This is a genomic window from Stenotrophomonas sp. STEN063 (genome assembly GCF_056854515.1).
In genome coordinates this window covers 15799-33087 of sequence record NZ_JBXFWF010000025.1, presented here as the reverse complement: position 1 = coordinate 33087, position 17289 = coordinate 15799, and the positions used below count along the sequence as shown (strand labels likewise).

The window sequence follows — 17289 nt, the reverse complement described above, 5'->3', positions numbered from 1 at the left end:
CTTTCCTGAAAGAGACACACGATGATGCGTTCCCGTTCGATGTTGCTGTTGTTGTCCGCCATGACGCTGACGCCGCTGGCCTGCGCACAGACCGCTACTGCCCCGGCGGCTACTGCGGCAAAGCCGGCTGCGGCCAATGAGCCGGCGGTAGTGAAGACCCTGCGTTCGCAGGGCGTGGAGTTCATGGGCACGTTCGAAACGCCGGTTGGCCTGACCGGCTATGCCGGCGTCGCCGGCCAGCGACCGCTGGGCGTGTACGTGTCCAAGGATGGCGAGTACGCAGTGGTTGGTACCCTGGTCAACGCCAAGGGTGAGGATGTCAGCGCCGCCAAGCTCAAGGAGCTGGTGTCCGGGCCGATGGGCCAACAGGCCTGGGCCAAGGTGGAAGCCAGCCATTGGGTGCGCGATGGCAAGGCCGATGCGCCGCGCGTCATCTATTCCTTCAGCGATCCGAACTGCCCGTACTGCAACCGCTTCTGGGAAGCGGCGCAGCCGTGGGTGGCCGCAGGCAAGGTGCAGATCCGGCAGATCCTTGTCGGCGTGATCCGCGAGGACAGTGCCAACAAGGCCGCTGCGATTCTGGGCGCAGCCTCGCCGGAGCAGGCGCTGATCCAGAACGAACGTGATTTCGCCAAGGGCGGCATCAAGCCGCTGGCGACGGTGCCGGCGGCAGTGCAGGCCAAGCTGCGTGCCAACGAGGCCTTGATGCTTGATCTGGGCTTCCAGGGCACGCCGGGCATCCTGTTCAAGGATGCCGATGGCACGGTGCAGATGCGTTCGGGCATGCCGCAGGGTGATGACATGCAGACGGTGCTTGGCCCGCGCTGATCACTGAACCGGGCGGCGGCGATGTAATAGTCTCCGCCGCCACTGGCTGACTAAGCTGGCCCCGCTATGAGGAGCCAGCCATGAGTCACGACCACAACCATCTGCCCAGCGAAATCCGCCACGAGAAACCACTGTGGTGGGCGTTGGGCCTGACCACCGCCTATCTGGTAGTGGAAGTCATTGGCGCGTTCTGGACCAACAGCCTGGCGCTGTTGTCCGACGCCGCGCACATGGCCACCGATGCGATCGGCCTGATGATCGCCTTGACCGCTGTTCGCCTGAGCCGGCGTCCGCCCGATGCCAAGCGAACCTACGGTTATGCGCGGTTGGAGGCTTTGGGCGCGGTTGCCAATGGCCTGCTGCTGTTCGGCGTCGGCGTCTACATCCTGTTCGAGGCCGTGCAGCGCTTCCAGCAGCCGCAGGACATCGCCTCCACCGGCATGATGTGGGTGGCTGCATTCGGCTTGGTGGTGAACCTGATCGCGATGCGCCTGCTCAGCGCAGGCAGCGGTGAAAGCCTCAACGTCAAGGGCGCCTACCTGGAAGTGTGGAGTGACATGCTTGGCTCGGTGGCAGTGATTGCCGGCGGCCTGATCATCCACTTCACCGGTTGGACCCTGGTGGATCCGATCCTGGCCGTGCTTATCGGCCTGTGGGTGCTGCCGCGCACCTGGGTGCTGCTGCGCGATGCGATCAACGTGTTGCTGGAAGGTGTGCCCAAGGGCGTGGTGCTGGCGGATATCGAGGCTGCGCTACGTGGGCATGCTGGTGTCGCCGGTATCCATGATCTGCATGTATGGGCGCTGGCATCAAGCACGCCGGCCTTGACCGTGCACGTGGTGATGCAGGATGGCCAGGCGCCGGATGTACTACGTCGACAGCTGGCGGACCTGCTGCATGAGCGGTTTGATATCGACCATGTGACGGTGCAGGTTGAGGCAGATCACTGCGGCGATGATTGCGCCGACAAGAAGGCGGCTGGCGGTGACCACGACCATGATCATGAAGGTCATGCGCACGGGCCGGATGATCAAGGCCATCATGGGCATGTGCATCGCTAGACGTCCGGTGGATTTTCGGCTTTGTAGGAGCGGCGTAAGCCGCGAAGCTGAGGCTGCTGAAATCACCGGAATCACGGCAATCTGATTGATCTGTGGCTTCGCGGCTTACGCCGCTCCTACAAAAATCGGGGGCTCGGCATTTTCTGTAGGGCCACTGCCGAGCATGGCTCGGCACTACAGATTGAACGAAAAACGGAGCCTTTCGGCTCCGTTTTTCGTTCAAACAACCAACCCGCAGGAGCTCAAACCACCGGCTCACGCAGCTCCGGCATGTCCCAGCCCTTGCGTGGTGCGAAGCGGTCGCCATGGCGCGCCTGCAGGGTCTTCAGCTTCTCAACCAATACGTCCACACCAGTCGCGCGGATATGCTGGATCGGGCCGCCACGGAACGGGGCGAAGCCGGTGCCGAAGATCACCCCTGCATCAAGCAGGTCGGCATCGGCGACCACGCCGTCGTGCAGGCAGGCCACGGCTTCGTTGAGCAGCGGCAGGATCAGGCGGTCTTCCAGGTCCGACGGTGGCTGGTAGTCCTTGGCCACTTCCGGCTTCACCGCGCGACCGTTCTCCCACTTGTAGATGCCCTGGCCGTCCTTCTTGCCGCGCTTGTTCGGCTCGACGGTCGCCAGTGCGGCCGGGATCTGCAGGCCGAGGAAGGGCGCCAACTCCTTGCCCACGCCAGCAGCCACGTCCAGGCCAACCGTATCCAGCAGCTCGATCGGGCCCATCGGCATGCCGAACTTGACCGCCACCTTGTCGATCACCGGGCCGGGGATGCCTTCGGCATACGCGGTGGCGGCTTCCAGCATGTACGGGAACAGCACGCGGTTGACCAGGAAGCCGGGCGTGCCGGCCACCGGCACGGGGAACTTGCCCAATGCCTTGCAGAAGGCGGCCAGGCGCTTCTCGGTTTCTGCCGCCATGCCGTCGTGGTGGATGATCTCCACCAGCGGCATCTGCGCGACCGGGTTGAAGTAATGCAGGCCGGCAAACTGCGCCGGGCGCTGGATGTGGTCGCGCAGCTCGACCAGCGGGATCGAGGAGGTGTTGGTGGTGAGCAGCGCATCGGCCTTCATCTTCGGCTCCAGCGTCTGGTACAGCGCACGCTTGGCTTCCGGGTTCTCGATGATGGCCTCGATCACCAGATCGGCATCGGCAACGCCGTCACCGACCAGATCGGCCTTCAGCCGTGCAGCCACTTCCGGGCGTTTGCTCTCATCGCGCACCTTCTTGTCGAACAGCGCCTGCGCGCGGGCCATGGCCGGGTCGATAAAGCGCTGCTCGCGGTCCTGCAGGGTCACGTTGAAGCCCTTGTAGGCCGCCCAGGCCGCAATATCGCCGCCCATCACGCCGGCACCGACCACGTGCACGTGCTTGATGCCCGAGTCCTTGCCGCCCAGGCCCTTGAGCCGTTCGGTCAGGAAGAAGATGCGGATCAGGTTGCGTGCGGTCGGGCTGCTGGCCAGCTTGACCACGGCGCGGCGCTCGGCGTCCAGGCGCTTCTGGATCGGGCTGCCGCCGGTGCGCTCCCAGGTGCTGATCAGCGCGTAGGGCGCCGGGTACTGGTCCTTCTTGGCCTTGCGTGCGACCTGCTTGGCCATCTGCGGGGCGAGGATCTTGCGGGCCAGGAAGGTATTGGTGGCCCAGGCAGTCGCGCGCTGCTTGAACGGGCGGGTCACGCCGGTCTGCAGCAAGGCGACCGCCGCATCGACCAGCACCGCCGGGGCGGCGACCTTGTCAACCAGGCCGATAGCACGCGCGGCCGAGGCCGACAGGGTGCGGCCGGTCAGCATCATGTCCATCGCCGCCGGCGCACCGACCAGCTGTGGCAGGCGTGCACTGCCGCCCCAGCCCGGGAAGATGCCCAACTGGGTCTCTGGCAGGCCGATACGGGTGGATTGATCGTTGGAGGCCACGCGGTAACGGCAGGCCAGCGCCAGCTCGGTGCCGCCGCCCAGGCAGTGGCCGTGGATCGCGGCGACGGTCGGGCAGGGCAGTTCGGCCAGCTTCTGGTAGACGCTCTGGCCACGGCGGATGGCGTCATTGACGGTGCCGCGGCGGTCGAACTCCTGGAATTCCTTCAGGTCGGCGCCAGCGATGAAGCCGGCTGCCTTGGTCGAGCGCACCACCACGCCCTTGGGCGGGTCGATGGCCAGGCGCTCGACGATGTCGCCCAGTTCCAGCAGCACGTCCTGCGACATGGCATTGACCGGGCTGTCCTTGCGGTCGAGGCTGAGCACTGCCACGCCATCCTCGCGCAGCTCGGTTTGCCAATGATTGAAGCGGAGCCCGTCGAAGCCTGAGAGCATGGGACGTTCCATCCGGTTGTGTATGGAGAAGACCGCTATGATCCAGAGGTTGTTTCCCTGCCGTCAAATCCCAATGTCTGGAATTGTGTTGGGCTTATCTGGTCAGCGCCCCTGGAGGTTAGCCGAACGGGAGTTAAAAGCTGGTGCGGTGCCGCTGGGACAGGGTGCTGAACTTTTGCCGCGAACAGCGGTCATATTGCCCGACGTCGGTTGGGCTGACAGGAGTGCGGCCCGTTATGGCCGAGGTTGAAACACCGCAGGAGCTGGACCTGGAACTGGTCCGGCGTGTGCAGCGCGGCGAAAGCGCGGCGTTCGATGTGTTGGTACGCAAGTACCAGCATCGGATCATCGCGTTGATCGGGCGCTACATCGCCGACTGGAGTGAATGTCAGGACGTGGCCCAGGACACTTTCGTGCGCGCTTACCGTGCGCTCGGGAATTTCCGTGGCGACGCCCAGTTCTATACCTGGTTGCATCGGATCGCAGTGAATACCGCAAAAAACTATCTGGCAGCACACAACCGGCGCCCCCCCACCGACGACATCGAGATCGGTGACGCCGAGCAGTTCGACAGTGGGGTCCGCTTGCGCGACAACGACACGCCCGAGCGTGAGTTGATGCGCCAGGAACTGGAACAGACCGTGATGAAGGCGGTTGATGCGTTGCCCGAAGAGCTGCGCTCAGCCATTACGTTGCGAGAGGTGGAAGGCATGAGTTACGAGGATATCGCGCAGAAAATGGGATGCCCGATCGGCACGGTGCGGTCGCGGATCTTCCGTGCCCGCGAGGCCATCGATACACAGCTGCGTCCCTTGCTGGATACCCCCAGCGCTACCCGTGAACGGAGTCGCGTATGAACCCGCAAGGCCGTAACCCGGTGTCGGCCGGTGCTGCGCCGGACAAATTCGAATTGCACTACCGCCAGCAGCTGTCGGCGTTGGTGGATGGCGAGCTGGCCGCCGATGAGGCGCGCTTCATGTTGCGCCGCTTGGAGCACGACAGCGAGCTTTCGGCCTGCCAGGAGCGCTGGCAGGTAGTGGGTGACGTGATGCGCGGCCAAGCCTGCGCACCGGCGCCCCTGGATTTCAGTGCGCGCGTGCGTCAGGCGGTGGACGCGGATGCGTTGCAGAACGGGCCGCTCGTGGCCGCGACCGCAGCACAACGTGCGCCGCAACGTGCGCCGCAACGTGCCGCGCGGACAGGTTGGCGGCGTTGGGGCGGCGGTGCCGCTCTGGCTGCCTCGGTGGCTGCCGTGGCCTTGTTCATGGCCCGCGAACAGCTGCCTGAAACGAATGCACCGACGCCGGTCATCGCGACCACGGCGGAAGTTGCTCCCGCACCTGTGCAGCCTTCGGCCCCTACCGCAGCGGATGCCGGCAATGTCGCCGGTCTGGTTGCGGCGGCACCTGCGGTTGCCGCAGCCGTGACCCGTCGCCAGGATGCCAGCGCTCGCCGCGGTAGCGCGACCCGTACCCAGCAGGCAGCGCGGGCCGGTACCGCGCGCATGGCCGAGCCGCAACGGGCGATTGCTTCCGCGCCGGTAGTGCCGGCAACCCCGGCGCTGCGCCAGGACCCGTTTGCCACCGGCAATGGCGTGTTGCATGCACGGCCATGGCCACGCTCGACGGTGGCGCCGTCGCTGTCGCAGGGGGCGCTCAACGCCAGTTTCCCTGCGCAGGAGCAGGGTGGGGCGACGTTCTACCCGTTTGAACCGCGCATGCCGGCACAGGGTGCCGACGATGCCGAGTCGCGCAGGCTGTTGCCGCGTCAGTGAGTGTTGCTTGCCGGTCGTCCGCCTCAGGGCGACCGGTTTTCCCCGGATTCCAGGTTTGTGCGCTGTTGGCTGGCGTACCGGGCTTGGCTGTTCTTTCCCGCTTTGACTGAATTGGAGGCTCGAAGCTGATGACCCCACGTATCCAAAACAAGGTGTTTGGCCTGCTGGCGATGACCCTGCCATTGGTGGCCTGCGCGCAGAGCCCGGCACCGGAAGCGCCCGCGGCGCAGGCGACCGCCACCCGTGCCGCCCCCGCGCCGCAGCTGGTGCAGGGCCTGCCTGATTTCACCCAGTTGGTCGACCAGGTTGGCCCGGGCGTGGTCAAGGTCGATACCGTGATTGGCGCGCGCCGCAATCCGCGCGCTGCCCAGCAGGGCCCGGACATGGACCAGATGCCGGAGTTCTTCCGCCGCTTCTTCGGTCCGGATTTCCAGATGCCGGGGCCGGGCCAGCAAGGACCGGATAGCGGGCCGCGTGGGCGCAGCATGGGTTCGGGCTTCATCATCTCCAATGACGGCTATGTGCTGACCAACCACCACGTCATCGACGGTGCCGAGTCGGTCAAGATCACCTTGAGTGATCGCCGCGAGTTCACCGCCAAGGTGGTCGGCAGCGATGCCCAGTACGACGTGGCGTTGCTGAAGGTCGAAGGCCGCAACCTGCCGACCGTGCGCGTGGGCGACTCCAATACGCTCAAGCCGGGCCAGTGGGTGGTGGCGATCGGCTCACCGTTCGGCCTGGACCACTCGGTTACCGCCGGCATCGTCAGTGCGCTGGGCCGCAATACCGGTGGCCAGGAGCAGCGCTATGTGCCCTTCATCCAGACCGACGTGGCGATCAACCAGGGCAACTCCGGCGGCCCCTTGCTGAATACGCGCGGTGAGGTGGTCGGCATCAATTCGCAGATCTTCTCCGCCTCCGGCGGCTATATGGGCATCAGCTTCGCGATCCCGATCGATCTGGCGATGAATGCGGTCGAGCAGATCAAGAAGACCGGCAAGGTCAGCCGCGGCCAGTTGGGTGTGATGGTCGGTGAGGTGACCAGCGACATCGCGCAGGGCTTCAAGCTGCCTGACAGCCGCGGTGCGCTGGTCAACCAGATGGTGCCCGACAGCGCGGCGGCCAAGGCGGGTATCGAGGTGGGTGACGTGATCCGTGCGGTCAATGGCACCGAGATCAATACCTCCAGCGAGCTGCCGCCGATGATTGGCGCGATGCCGCCCGGCAGCAAGGTGCGGATGAGCATTCTGCGTGACGGCAAGCCGCGCGATATCACCGTGACGCTGAGCGAACTGGCCGAGGATGCGGCGCGGCCGGGTAACACCGCTGCCGCTGGCGATGAGGCCAAGCCGCAGGCCGGCGCCAATGCCCTGCTGGGGCTGGAAGTGGCCGATCTGACCGCCGCCGAGCGTCGCCAGCTCGGCCTGGAGTCGGGCGAAGGCGTGCGCATCACCGGCGTTAACAGTCAGTCTGGCCGCGAGGCGCGTCTGGCCCCGGGGATGGTGGTGCTGCAGGTCGGGCGCGCCCCGGTGGGCAGCGTTGCCGCCCTGAACCGGGAGCTGGCCGGTTACAAGAAGGGTGACGTGGTCATGTTGCTGGTCCGCGCCGGCGCCAACAGCGCCTTCGTCCCGGTCCGCGCCGGCGAATAAGCCCGCCAGACCTTGTGATTGCAACGGGAGCCGCCTTCGGGCGGCTCCTTTCGTTCAGCTGCCGGCCAAACCCTGTGCGGGGCTTGGCTCCGGCATGCGATAATGGCCCGTTATCCTGACGACGCAGCGCCGCCGCCGCCACCTATGTCACATGATTCGATGCGGATGATCCGCAACTTCTCCATCATTGCCCACGTTGACCACGGTAAGTCCACCCTGGCCGACCGCATCATCCAGTTGTGTGGCGGCTTGACCGCGCGCGAAATGGAAGCGCAGGTCCTGGACAACAACCCGATCGAGCGCGAGCGTGGCATCACGATCAAGTCGCAGTCGGTGTCGGTGCCGTATACGGCCCGCAACGGCCAGACCTACTTCCTGAACTTCATCGATACCCCTGGCCACGTCGACTTCTCCTATGAAGTCAGCCGCTCGCTGGCCGCCTGCGAAGGCGCGCTGCTGGTGGTCGATGCGGCCCAGGGCGTGGAAGCACAGTCGGTTGCCAACTGCTACACGGCAATCGAACAGGGCCTGGAAGTGGTGCCGGTGCTGAACAAGATCGACCTGCCGACCGCCGATGTCGACCGTGCCAAGGCCGAGATCGAGGCGGTGATCGGCATCGACGCCTCCGACGCGGTTGCCGTCAGCGCCAAGACCGGCCTGAACATGGAGGAGGTGCTGGAGGCCATCGTGCACCGCATCCCGCCGCCGGCCGACCGTGGCAGCGACAAGTTGCAGGCGCTGATCATCGATTCCTGGTTCGACAATTACCTGGGCGTGGTCTCGCTGGTGCGCGTGATGCAGGGCCAGATCAAGGCCGGCGACAAGATCCAGGTCATGTCCACCGGCCGTTGGCATCTGGTCGACAAGGTCGGCGTCTTCACCCCCAAGCGTAAGGAAATGCCTGCGCTGCGTGCCGGTGAAGTGGGCTGGATCAACGCCAGCATCAAGGACGTGCACGGCGCGCCGGTTGGCGACACCCTGACCCTGCAGGCCGATCCGGCCTCCGAGCCGCTGCCCGGCTTCCAGGAAATGCAGCCGCGCGTGTTCGCCGGACTGTTCCCGGTCGACGCCGAGGACTACCCGGACCTGCGCGAAGCCCTCGACAAGCTGCGCCTGAACGACGCCGCGCTGCGCTTCGAGCCGGAAAGCTCCGAGGCGATGGGCTTCGGCTTCCGCTGCGGCTTCCTCGGCATGCTGCACATGGAAATCGTGCAGGAGCGCCTGGAGCGCGAGTACAACCTCGACCTGATCAGCACCGCACCGACGGTGATCTACGAGGTGCTCAAGAGCGACGGGACCATCGTGATGATGGACAACCCGGCCAAGCTGCCGCCGGTCAACCAGGTGGAAGAAATCCGCGAGCCGATCATCCGCGCCAACATCCTCACCCCCGAGGAATACATCGGCAGCATCATCAAGCTGTGCGAAGAGAAGCGCGGCAGCCAGATCGGCATCAACTACATGGGCAGCCAGGTGCAGATCAGCTATGAGCTGCCGATGGCCGAAGTGGTGCTGGACTTCTTCGACAAGCTCAAGTCGGTCAGCCGTGGCTACGCCTCGCTTGAGTACCACTTCGTGCGCTTCGAGGCCGGCCCGTTCGTGCGCCTGGACGTGCTGATCAACGGTGACAAGGTTGACGCCCTGTCGCTGATCGCCCACCGCAGCCACGCCGATCGTCGTGGCCGCGAGCTGTGCGAGAAGATGAAGGACCTGATTCCCCGGCAGATGTTCGACGTGGCCATCCAGGCCGCGATCGGCGCGCAGATCATCGCCCGTACCACGGTCAAGGCCATGCGCAAGAACGTGTTGGCCAAGTGCTATGGTGGCGACGTCTCGCGTAAGAAGAAGCTGTTGGAGAAGCAGAAGGAAGGCAAGAAGCGCATGAAGCAGGTAGGCCGCGTGGAGATCCCACAGGAAGCCTTCCTTGCTGTGCTGCAGATGGACAAGTAACAGTGAATCGAGAGTAGGGAATGGGGAGTCGCAACGGCCGAGCGGAAACGCTTTGGACTGCGCGGTTCCCTGCTCCCCATTCCCCGTTTCCATTCCGAAGGAACTTGAATGAAATGGTTTGAAATCATCCTGGTTGTGCTGACCCTGGGCTCGGGCCTGGTGGTGCTGCTGGACAAGCTGTACCTGCGCAAGCGCCGTGCCGAGAAGGCCAGCCTGCTGGACAGTGAAGAGCCGGCGGTAGTGGATTACTCGCGCGCGTTCTTCCCGGTGCTGGCGGTGGTGTTGATCCTGCGCAGCTTCGTGGCCGAGCCGTACAAGATCCCCTCCAGCTCGATGATGCCCAACCTGCTGATCGGCGATTTCATCCTGGTCAACAAGTTCTCCTACGGCTTCCGCCTGCCGATCACCAATACCAAGATCATCCCGGTAGCCGAGCCCAAGCGCGGTGATGTGGTGGTGTTCAAGCCGCCGCATGCGCCGGACCAGAACTGGATCAAGCGCGTGATCGGCCTGCCGGGCGACCGCATCGGCTTCCACGGTGACACCTTGTCGATCAACGGCGTGCCGATGGTCTACGAAGACCGCGGCGAGTACGTCGGCAAGGGCCCTGGCTCGGAAATGACCGGTGCCTCGCTGCTGACCGAGCAGCTGCCGGGCCGCAGCCATACCGTGCTCGAGCTGCTGGGTCGCGCCGACCCGCGCGGCCAGGGTGACTGGGTGGTGCCGGAAGGCCAGTACTTCGTGATGGGTGACAATCGCGACAACAGCGAGGACAGTCGCTTCTGGACCCAGACCCACTTCCTGCCGGAAGAGAATCTGCGGGGCAAGGCGTTCCTGATCTGGCTGAACTGTGAAGGCTGGTTCTGCAAGGGTAGTTTCGAGCCGTCCCGCATCGGGGCGGGCATTCAGTGAGTGGACAACGCGTGTCTGGGGAGATCGCAATGAAGCACAAGCAAGCAGGTATGACGCTGACCTCGTTCCTGATGGTGTTGGCGGTAGTGGGCTTCGGGCTTTACATCGGCATGAAGCTGTTCCCGATGTACCAGGAGTTCTATTCGGTCAAGGTGGCGATGAAGTCGATGGCCAACGAGTCAACCGGTGAATTCAATCCGTCGACCGCGACCCAGGCCTTTTTCAAGCGCATGGACATGAATTACTCCGACTCGGTCAAGCGCGACAACATCAAGTTCGAGCGTACCGATGGTGGCTGGCGGATGAACGTGACCTATGAGGTGCGCAAGCCGCTGATCGGCAATCTGGACATCGTAGGCAATTTCACAAATTCCCAGGATTTCACCTCAGGCAGTGCTCAATAAAACGTTCCAACGGGGTGACCTGATCGGTCATCCATTCAAGGACCAGGGTTTGCTGAAGCAGGCCCTGACCCATCGTAGTGCCGGTGCGCCGCATAACGAGCGCCTGGAGTTCCTCGGCGACAGCATCGTCAACATGCTGATTGCCGAGGCATTGTTCACCCGTTGGCCGAAGGCGGACGAGGGCGCGTTGACCCGCGCCCGCTCGGCGTTGGTCTGTGAAAGCGCGCTGGCGGTGATCGCGCGTACGCTGCAGCTGGGTGACCGGCTGACGCTGGGCCCGGGTGAGATGAAGTCAGGTGGCCATCGCCGCGACTCCATCCTCGCCGACACTTTCGAGGCCGTGGTTGGCGCCATTTATCTGGACGCCGGTTTTGAAGCCTGCCGCGAGCGGATAATGCCGTGGTTCGAGGCCTCGCTGTCGGCGGTGCCGGCGGGCAAGCCCGAGAAAGATCCCAAGACACGCCTGCAGGAATGGTTGCAGGCCCGGCAGAAGACCCTGCCGGTATACGAGCTGGTATCGGAGACCGGCGACGACCACGCCAAGCACTTCCATGTGCGCTGTTGCGTGGCTGACCCCGCCGTAAGTACCGAAGGCGAAGGCACTTCGCGACGGCTGGCCGAACAACAGGCGGCAGCCGCCGCAATAGAGCAATTGGATTCCAAGTGAACGACACCTCCTCTCATCGCTGTGGCAGCGTCGCGGTCATTGGCCGCCCCAACGTTGGCAAGTCGACCCTGACCAACGCCCTGGTCGGCGCCAAGGTCAGCATCGTCTCCAACCGTCCGCAGACCACCCGCCACCGTCTGCTCGGCATCGCCACCTACCCGGAAGGGCAGCTGGTGCTGGTCGACACCCCAGGACTGCACCGCCAGCAGAAGCGCGCGATGAACCGGGTGATGAACCGTGCCGCGCGTGCCTCGCTGGAAGGCGTGGACGTTGGCCTGCTGGTGATCGAAGCCGGTCGCTGGGACGAAGAAGACACCCTTGCGTTCAACGTACTGAGCGATGCAGGCGTGCCGGTGGTGCTGATCGTCAACAAGGTTGATCGGCTGAAGGACAAGGGCGCGCTGCTGCCGTTCCTGCAGGAGATCACCGTCGGCCGCGAATTCGCCGCCGTGCATCCGATCTCGGCGCTGAAGCGCAATGGTCTGGACGCGCTGGTGCGTGACCTGATCGGGTTGGTGCCGGAAGGCCCGCCGATGTTCGGCGAAGATGAAATCACCGACCGCAGCCAGCGTTTCCTCGCGGGCGAACTGGTCCGCGAGCAGCTGATGCGGCAGCTCGGCGAAGAACTGCCTTACGCCACCACCGTCGAAATCGAGCGTTTCGCTGAAGACGGTGCGCTGCTGCGCATCGGCGCGGTGATCTGGGTCGAGCGCGAAGGCCAGAAGGCGATTGTCATCGGCAAGGGCGGCACCCGCCTGAAGGAAATCGGCGCCAAGGCGCGTCTGCAGATGGAGCGTCTGTTTGGTGCCAAGGTGTTCCTGGAAACCTGGGTGCGCGTGCGTGAAGGCTGGTCCGATGACGAGGCCGCGCTGAAGGCCTTTGGTTACGGCGAACAGTAAGGCTTGTTCCGGGAATCGGGAGGGGGGAGTCGGGAATGGAAACTGCCTGGTTCTTCCGCGATTTGCGGTTTCCGGCTTTTTTCTGGCCGCGAGGCAGGTCAGGTTGTGTAATGAAGACCGATGCTGCGACGACAGGTCGTAGCGATAGCCGGCTGCCAGGGAGCCTGACGAAGGCCGGTTGGATCACGGTCGCGGGCTGTTCCGACTCCCGATTCTCCATTCCCGACTCCCAGCCTTGAGATGCGCATCGACGACCAGCCCGCTTACGTGCTGCATGCCCGGCCTTGGCGCGAGACCAGCCTGCTGGTCGAGGTGCTGAGCTTGGAGCATGGGCGCCTGGGTCTGCTTGCGCGGGGGGTGCAGGGAGCGAAGAAGCAGGCACTACGCGCGGCCCTGCAGCCCTTGCAGGCAATCCGTTTTGACGCACAGCAGACTGGCGAGCTGGCGCAGCTGCGCCGGGCCGAAAGCCAGGATGTGGCGCCGCGCCTGCACGGCCACGCCATGCTTGCGGGGTTCTATATCAACGAACTGGTGATGCGGTTGACACCGCGGCAGGATCCCTTGCCCGAGCTGTATGTGGCTTACGGTGAGCTGCGCGGGCAGCTGGATCAGCCGGACACGCTGGCGTGGTCACTGCGTCGCTTCGAACGTGATCTGCTTGACGCATTGGGCTTTGGCTTCGACTGGAGTTGTGGTGCCGACGGTGAGCCCATCGACCCGGCGGCGCGCTATCGGCTGGATCCGTTGCAGGGCCCGCTGCGGCTGCTCAGTGAGCGCAACAACGAACGCCGCGCGCTGGCGACCGGTAGTGCGTTGCTGGCATTGGCCGAGGATCACCAGCCCGACAGCAGCGATGTTGCCAGCCTGCGCCTGCAGATGCGTGCAGTGCTGCTGCACCACCTTGGTGGTCGCGGACTCAAGTCCTGGGAAATGCTGGGCGAACTGGCCCGTCCACAACCGTAGTGCCGGGCCACGCTCGACAGGGGCCGCCCGCAGAATCCAGCCTGTAGTGCCGAGCCATGCTCGGCAGGGGCGTTACGCAAGATCCAGCCTCTGTAGTGCCGAGCCATGCTCGGCAGGGGCTCTACCGGGGAAACCTGTTGCCGAGCATGGCTCGGCACACCATCCGATCAGCGCAGCAAGGCGCTGACAGCACTGCCGAATTGTTGCCGTGCCTGCATCGATGCGGGGTCGTGATTCAGCTGGCGCACTGCAAATGCCAGGCGCGAGGCGCCAACAAAACCACAGCTGGCCTGCAGCTTGTGCAGCTGTGCATGCAGGGCTTTGTCGTCATGCTTTTCAAGTGCATGACTGACCGCATCGCGGGTGCCTGGCAACTCGGACAGGAACAGTTCGCGCAGTGCACGCACGTGCGCCTGTTGCCCGTTCAGGGCGTTCATCGCGGCTGACTCGTCCCAATCCAGCGCAGCTTCGGCAACGGCGCCGTCAGCCTTTGCAGTGGACCTGGTCAGCGCACGGCGCACGCTCTTGAGCAGCGCATCGCGACTGATCGGCTTGACCAGGGTTTCCTGAAAGCCGGCCTGTTGCAGCGTCATCTGCATTTCCTGACTGGTATCTGCGGTATGCGCCAGTGCAGCGGTGTGCGGGTGGCGTTCACGCAGACTGCGCAGAAGACCAGCGCCATTGCCGTCAGGCAGGTTCACATCGAGCAGCCACAGGTCGTAGCTGCCGCTCTGTGCCCAACGCAACGCGCTGGCGCACGAATCAGCGATATCAACCTTGGCCGGTAGCGATTCCAGCACAAACTGGAAGAAGCCCTGGCTGGTCATGTCGTCCTCGACCAACAACAGGCGCGGCAGGTTTCCTTGGTGATGCGTATTCATCTGCTGCCTCCATGTCAGCTACTGCCCGCATATTAGCGATGGCACCGTGATCTGCAAGTCATCGGGGTGTTCACGTTGAGCATCTGCGACAATGGCCGCCCTTTTGCCCGCAGCCTGTTGCCACGTGGCCCGATCCAGATCCCCCCGCATAGACAAGACCCCGTTCCAGACCGACATCCTCGACCTGAGCCACGACGGCCGTGGCGTTGCCCGCCGTGAAGGCGAGGGTGGCAAGGTCACCTTCATCAGCGGCGCGCTGCCGCAGGAAACGGTGATGGCCGAGCAGACCGGCAAGAGCCGTCATTTCGATGAGGCCAAGACGGTCGAAGTGCTGAAGGCCTCGCCGCATCGCGTCGAGCCGCGCTGTCCGCATTTCGGGGTGTGCGCAGGTTGCGTACTGCAGCACCTGGACGAGTCGCGGCAGATTGTCGCCAAGCAGCAGGTGCTGACCGACAACCTGACCCGCATCGGCCACGTCAGCCCGGGCGAGGTGTTGCCGCCGCTGGTGGGTGACAGCTGGGGCTACCGCCGCAAGGGGCGCTTCTCGGTGCGCCGCGTCGAGAAGAAGGACAAGACGCTGGTCGGCTTCCGCGAACTGGATCCGCGCTTTGTCGCCGATCTGTCGCAGTGCCTGACGGTGATCCCGGAGATCGGCAGCAAGGTCGGCGCGCTGTCCGCTTTCATCGAAACGCTGGATGGCAAGCGCGATATCCCGCAGATCGAATTCATCGCCGGTGATGCCGCCATCGCCCTCACCGTGCGCCACTTGGCTCCGCTCAGCGATGCCGACAAGCAGGCGTGGATCGCATTCGGCCAGGAACATGGCTTTGCGATCTACCTGCAGTCCGGTGGCCTGCACACCGTGGCCCCGTTGTGGCCGGCCGAGGGCGTGGCGCTGTCCTTCGCGCTGCCGCAGTGGGATGTGGACCTCGCGTTCCGCCCGCTGGATTTCATCCAGGTCAACGCCAAGCTCAACCAGCAGATGATCGCGCATGCGCTGACCTTGTTGGATGCACAACCGGACGAGCGCGTGCTTGACCTGTTCTGTGGCCTGGGCAACTTCACCCTGCCGCTGGCGCGCAGCGTGCGCGAAGTGGTCGGCGTGGAAGGCGAGGCCGGGCTGGTCGCGCGCGCCAAGGAAAACGCCGAGCGCAACGGTCTGGCCAACGCCGAGTTCCATGCCGCCGATCTGACCCTGGATCAGAGCGAAGCGCCGTGGATGAAGCAGGGCTTCGACAAGCTGCTGCTCGACCCGCCGCGTTCGGGTGCGATCGATGTGCTCAAGCAGTTGCCGCTGGATCAGTTCAAACGCATCGTCTACGTCAGCTGCCATCCGGGCTCGCTGGCGCGCGACGCCGGCTATCTGGTCAATGAGCAGGGCTTCACCCTGGTGTCCGCCGGTGCGATGGACATGTTCCCGCACACCGCGCACGTGGAAAGCATTGCCGTCTTCGAGAAGAGGTAAACGGTGGGTATCGAGATCGAGCGCAAGTTCCTCGTCACCAGCGATGACTGGCGGGCCGCCGCGCACGCCGTCATCCCGATGGCGCAGGGCTATATCAACGATACGGCGGCGATGGACAGCGGTGCGCAGAAGGCTTCGGTGCGGGTCCGCATCCAGGGCGACGAGGCCTACCTGAACATCAAGTCGCGCGAGCTCGGCCACACCCGCCAGGAGTTCGAGTACCCGGTGCCGGTGAACGAGGCGCGTGAGCTGCTTGCGCTGTGCGTCGGCGGCCTGATCGACAAGCGCCGGCATCTGGTCCAGCACGGCGGGTTGCTGTGGGAAGTTGATGAGTTCCTCGGCGACAACGCCGGACTGGTGGTGGCTGAAGTGGAGCTGGAGAGCGCCGACCAGGTGTTCGCCAAGCCCGACTGGGCCGGTGCCGAAGTCACCGACGAATTGCGTTATTACAATCTGGCCTTGGCATCCAAGCCGTACACCCAGTGGTGAAGTGCCTGTAGTGCCGAGCCATGCTCGGCAGGGGCTTCACAAGCAAACCCTGTAGTGCCGAACCATGCTCGGCAGAGGCTTCACAAGCAAACCCTGTAGTGCCGAGCCATGCTCGGCAGAGGCTTCACAAGCAAACCCTGTAGTGCCGAGCCATGCTCGGCAAGGGCTTCACAAGCAAACCCTGTAGTGCCGAGCCATGCTCGGCAGAGGCATTACCGGTAAAGCTTCAGCCGAACATGGCTCGGCACTACTTTTATCAGGAACCCGCATGCGCATCGATATCTGGTCTGACGTGGTCTGTCCCTGGTGCTGGATTGGCAAGCACCGCTTCCAGCGCGGCCTTGAGCTGTTGGGGGCCGATGTACCCGATATCGAGGTGCGTTGGCATCCGTTCCTGCTCGATCCTGATGCCGACACCACCCCGGTGCCGCTGCTGGAGGCCTACGCGGCCAAATTCGGCGGTGCCGAACGTACCCGGCAGATGCTGGCGCAGACCCAGGGCACTGCCCAGGCCGAAGGCCTGCCGATGGACTTCGGCAAGGGCCAGGTCAAGGTCAGCACCGTGCTGGCGCACCGGCTGATGTGGCTGGCCGGTCAGTACGGGGTGCAGGAGCAGGTCGGTGAGGCGCTGTTCCGTGCGCACTTCGCCGAAGGCAGCAACCTGGCCGATCCGCAGGTGCTGATTGCTGCCGCCGCGGCGGGCGACATCCCGGCCGAGCGCGTGCAGGCGATGCTGGCGTCTGACGAAGGCCTGGCCCAGGTCCAGGCTGGTATTGGCCAGGCGCAGGCGCTGGATATCCAGTCGGTGCCGACCTTCGTCATCAATGGCCAGTACGCGGTGCAGGGCGGACAGCCGGCAGAAGTGTTTGCCGACGTGCTGCGCAAGATCGCCGCCGAACAGGCGCCGTCGGCTGCCGCCAGCCAGGATGAACAGGCCTGCGGCCCGGACGGTTGCAGCGTCTGAACGCAGGCTCTGACGCGGCGGGCGCCATCTGCGACAATATTCCGCTACGCCGCAGTCTGCGGTGGATTGGAGTCCAA

Annotated in this window: 16 protein-coding genes; 14 read left to right on the top strand and 2 right to left on the bottom strand. The window is 64.5% G+C overall.

The window, feature by feature from the left end:
* Positions 1–21 precede the first annotated feature (21 nt).
* Together dsbG and AC1VWL_RS08800 are read left to right on the top strand one after the other, a co-directional pair.
* Positions 22–828 (top strand): thiol:disulfide interchange protein DsbG, encoded by an 807-nt coding sequence (gene dsbG / locus AC1VWL_RS08805; protein WP_481507609.1) that lies wholly within the window; start codon positions 22–24, stop codon positions 826–828.
* Positions 829–908: 80 nt separating this feature from the next.
* Positions 909–1889 carry a cation diffusion facilitator family transporter gene (locus tag AC1VWL_RS08800; RefSeq protein ID WP_482986417.1) on the top strand — a complete coding sequence of 327 codons (981 nt, stop codon included), beginning with the start codon at positions 909–911 and terminating at the stop codon, positions 1887–1889.
* 242 nt (positions 1890–2131) lie between these two features.
* Here the strand turns inward: AC1VWL_RS08800 and AC1VWL_RS08795 are convergent, their stop codons facing one another.
* A complete protein-coding gene (locus tag AC1VWL_RS08795; protein WP_482986416.1) occupies positions 2132–4195 on the bottom strand; it encodes a 3-hydroxyacyl-CoA dehydrogenase NAD-binding domain-containing protein in 2064 nt (687 codons plus the stop codon).
* A gap of 236 nt (positions 4196–4431) precedes the next feature.
* Here AC1VWL_RS08795 and rpoE point away from each other — a divergent pair, with 236 nt between their 5' ends.
* From rpoE to recO, 9 genes are all read left to right on the top strand, one after another.
* On the top strand, positions 4432–5052 hold the full coding sequence (rpoE, locus tag AC1VWL_RS08790; RefSeq protein WP_296250849.1) for an RNA polymerase sigma factor RpoE: 621 nt from the start codon (positions 4432–4434) through the stop codon (positions 5050–5052).
* Positions 5049–5969 carry a sigma-E factor negative regulatory protein gene (locus AC1VWL_RS08785; RefSeq protein ID WP_482986415.1) on the top strand — a complete coding sequence of 307 codons (921 nt, stop codon included), beginning with the start codon at positions 5049–5051 and terminating at the stop codon, positions 5967–5969. Before rpoE ends, AC1VWL_RS08785 begins: the two co-directional genes overlap by 4 nt.
* A gap of 128 nt (positions 5970–6097) precedes the next feature.
* Entirely contained in the window at positions 6098–7618 is a 1521-nt protein-coding gene (locus AC1VWL_RS08780; protein ID WP_482986414.1) for a DegQ family serine endoprotease, read from the top strand.
* Positions 7619–7777: 159 nt separating this feature from the next.
* Entirely contained in the window at positions 7778–9568 is a 1791-nt protein-coding gene (lepA, locus tag AC1VWL_RS08775) for a translation elongation factor 4 (protein WP_482986429.1), read from the top strand.
* Positions 9569–9676: 108 nt separating this feature from the next.
* Entirely contained in the window at positions 9677–10480 is an 804-nt protein-coding gene (lepB, locus tag AC1VWL_RS08770) for a signal peptidase I (RefSeq protein ID WP_282269639.1), read from the top strand.
* A 29-nt stretch (positions 10481–10509) separates the two neighbouring features.
* Positions 10510–10884, top strand: coding sequence for a DUF4845 domain-containing protein (locus tag AC1VWL_RS08765; protein WP_481545165.1), 375 nt, complete (start codon positions 10510–10512; stop codon positions 10882–10884).
* The gene (gene rnc / locus AC1VWL_RS08760; RefSeq protein ID WP_481508336.1) at positions 10874–11551 is read left to right on the top strand and encodes a ribonuclease III; all 678 of its coding nucleotides are present in this window, start codon (positions 10874–10876) and stop codon (positions 11549–11551) included. The genes AC1VWL_RS08765 and rnc overlap by 11 nt, the downstream gene beginning before the upstream one ends.
* Entirely contained in the window at positions 11548–12450 is a 903-nt protein-coding gene (gene era, locus AC1VWL_RS08755) for a GTPase Era (protein ID WP_282269633.1), read from the top strand. The genes rnc and era overlap by 4 nt, the downstream gene beginning before the upstream one ends.
* A 240-nt stretch (positions 12451–12690) precedes the next feature.
* Positions 12691–13413: a DNA repair protein RecO gene (gene recO, locus AC1VWL_RS08750; RefSeq protein ID WP_482986413.1), complete on the top strand. Its 723-nt coding sequence runs from the start codon at positions 12691–12693 to the stop codon at positions 13411–13413.
* A 167-nt stretch (positions 13414–13580) separates the two neighbouring features.
* Here the strand turns inward: recO and AC1VWL_RS08745 are convergent, their stop codons facing one another.
* Positions 13581–14294, bottom strand: a complete 714-nt coding sequence (locus tag AC1VWL_RS08745) for an Hpt domain-containing response regulator (RefSeq protein WP_482986412.1) — start codon at positions 14292–14294, stop codon at positions 13581–13583.
* Between the two features lie 124 nt (positions 14295–14418).
* On the opposite strand from AC1VWL_RS08745, the gene rlmD reads away from it, so the two are divergent.
* From rlmD to AC1VWL_RS08730, 3 genes are all read left to right on the top strand, one after another.
* Positions 14419–15759, top strand: coding sequence for a 23S rRNA (uracil(1939)-C(5))-methyltransferase RlmD (rlmD, locus tag AC1VWL_RS08740; protein ID WP_481614496.1), 1341 nt, complete (start codon positions 14419–14421; stop codon positions 15757–15759).
* 3 nt (positions 15760–15762) lie between these two features.
* Positions 15763–16248: a CYTH domain-containing protein gene (locus AC1VWL_RS08735; RefSeq protein WP_482986411.1), complete on the top strand. Its 486-nt coding sequence runs from the start codon at positions 15763–15765 to the stop codon at positions 16246–16248.
* Between the two features lie 268 nt (positions 16249–16516).
* Positions 16517–17212: a DsbA family oxidoreductase gene (locus tag AC1VWL_RS08730; RefSeq protein ID WP_482986410.1), complete on the top strand. Its 696-nt coding sequence runs from the start codon at positions 16517–16519 to the stop codon at positions 17210–17212.
* Positions 17213–17289 lie beyond the last annotated feature (77 nt).

Bases quoted from the DNA above. Each gene is read 5' to 3' on its own strand.
- dsbG (WP_481507609.1), top strand. From the start codon at position 22: ATGATGCGTTCCCGTTCGATGTTGCTGTTGTTGTCCGCCATGACGCTG.
- AC1VWL_RS08800 (WP_482986417.1), top strand. From the start codon at position 909: ATGAGTCACGACCACAACCATCTGCCCAGCGAAATCCGCCACGAGAAA.
- AC1VWL_RS08795 (WP_482986416.1), bottom strand. From the start codon at position 4,195: ATGCTCTCAGGCTTCGACGGGCTCCGCTTCAATCATTGGCAAACCGAG.
- rpoE (WP_296250849.1), top strand. From the start codon at position 4,432: ATGGCCGAGGTTGAAACACCGCAGGAGCTGGACCTGGAACTGGTCCGG.
- AC1VWL_RS08785 (WP_482986415.1), top strand. From the start codon at position 5,049: ATGAACCCGCAAGGCCGTAACCCGGTGTCGGCCGGTGCTGCGCCGGAC.
- AC1VWL_RS08780 (WP_482986414.1), top strand. From the start codon at position 6,098: ATGACCCCACGTATCCAAAACAAGGTGTTTGGCCTGCTGGCGATGACC.
- lepA (WP_482986429.1), top strand. From the start codon at position 7,778: ATGCGGATGATCCGCAACTTCTCCATCATTGCCCACGTTGACCACGGT.
- lepB (WP_282269639.1), top strand. From the start codon at position 9,677: ATGAAATGGTTTGAAATCATCCTGGTTGTGCTGACCCTGGGCTCGGGC.
- AC1VWL_RS08765 (WP_481545165.1), top strand. From the start codon at position 10,510: ATGAAGCACAAGCAAGCAGGTATGACGCTGACCTCGTTCCTGATGGTG.
- recO (WP_482986413.1), top strand. From the start codon at position 12,691: ATGCGCATCGACGACCAGCCCGCTTACGTGCTGCATGCCCGGCCTTGG.
- AC1VWL_RS08745 (WP_482986412.1), bottom strand. From the start codon at position 14,294: ATGAATACGCATCACCAAGGAAACCTGCCGCGCCTGTTGTTGGTCGAG.
- AC1VWL_RS08730 (WP_482986410.1), top strand. From the start codon at position 16,517: ATGCGCATCGATATCTGGTCTGACGTGGTCTGTCCCTGGTGCTGGATT.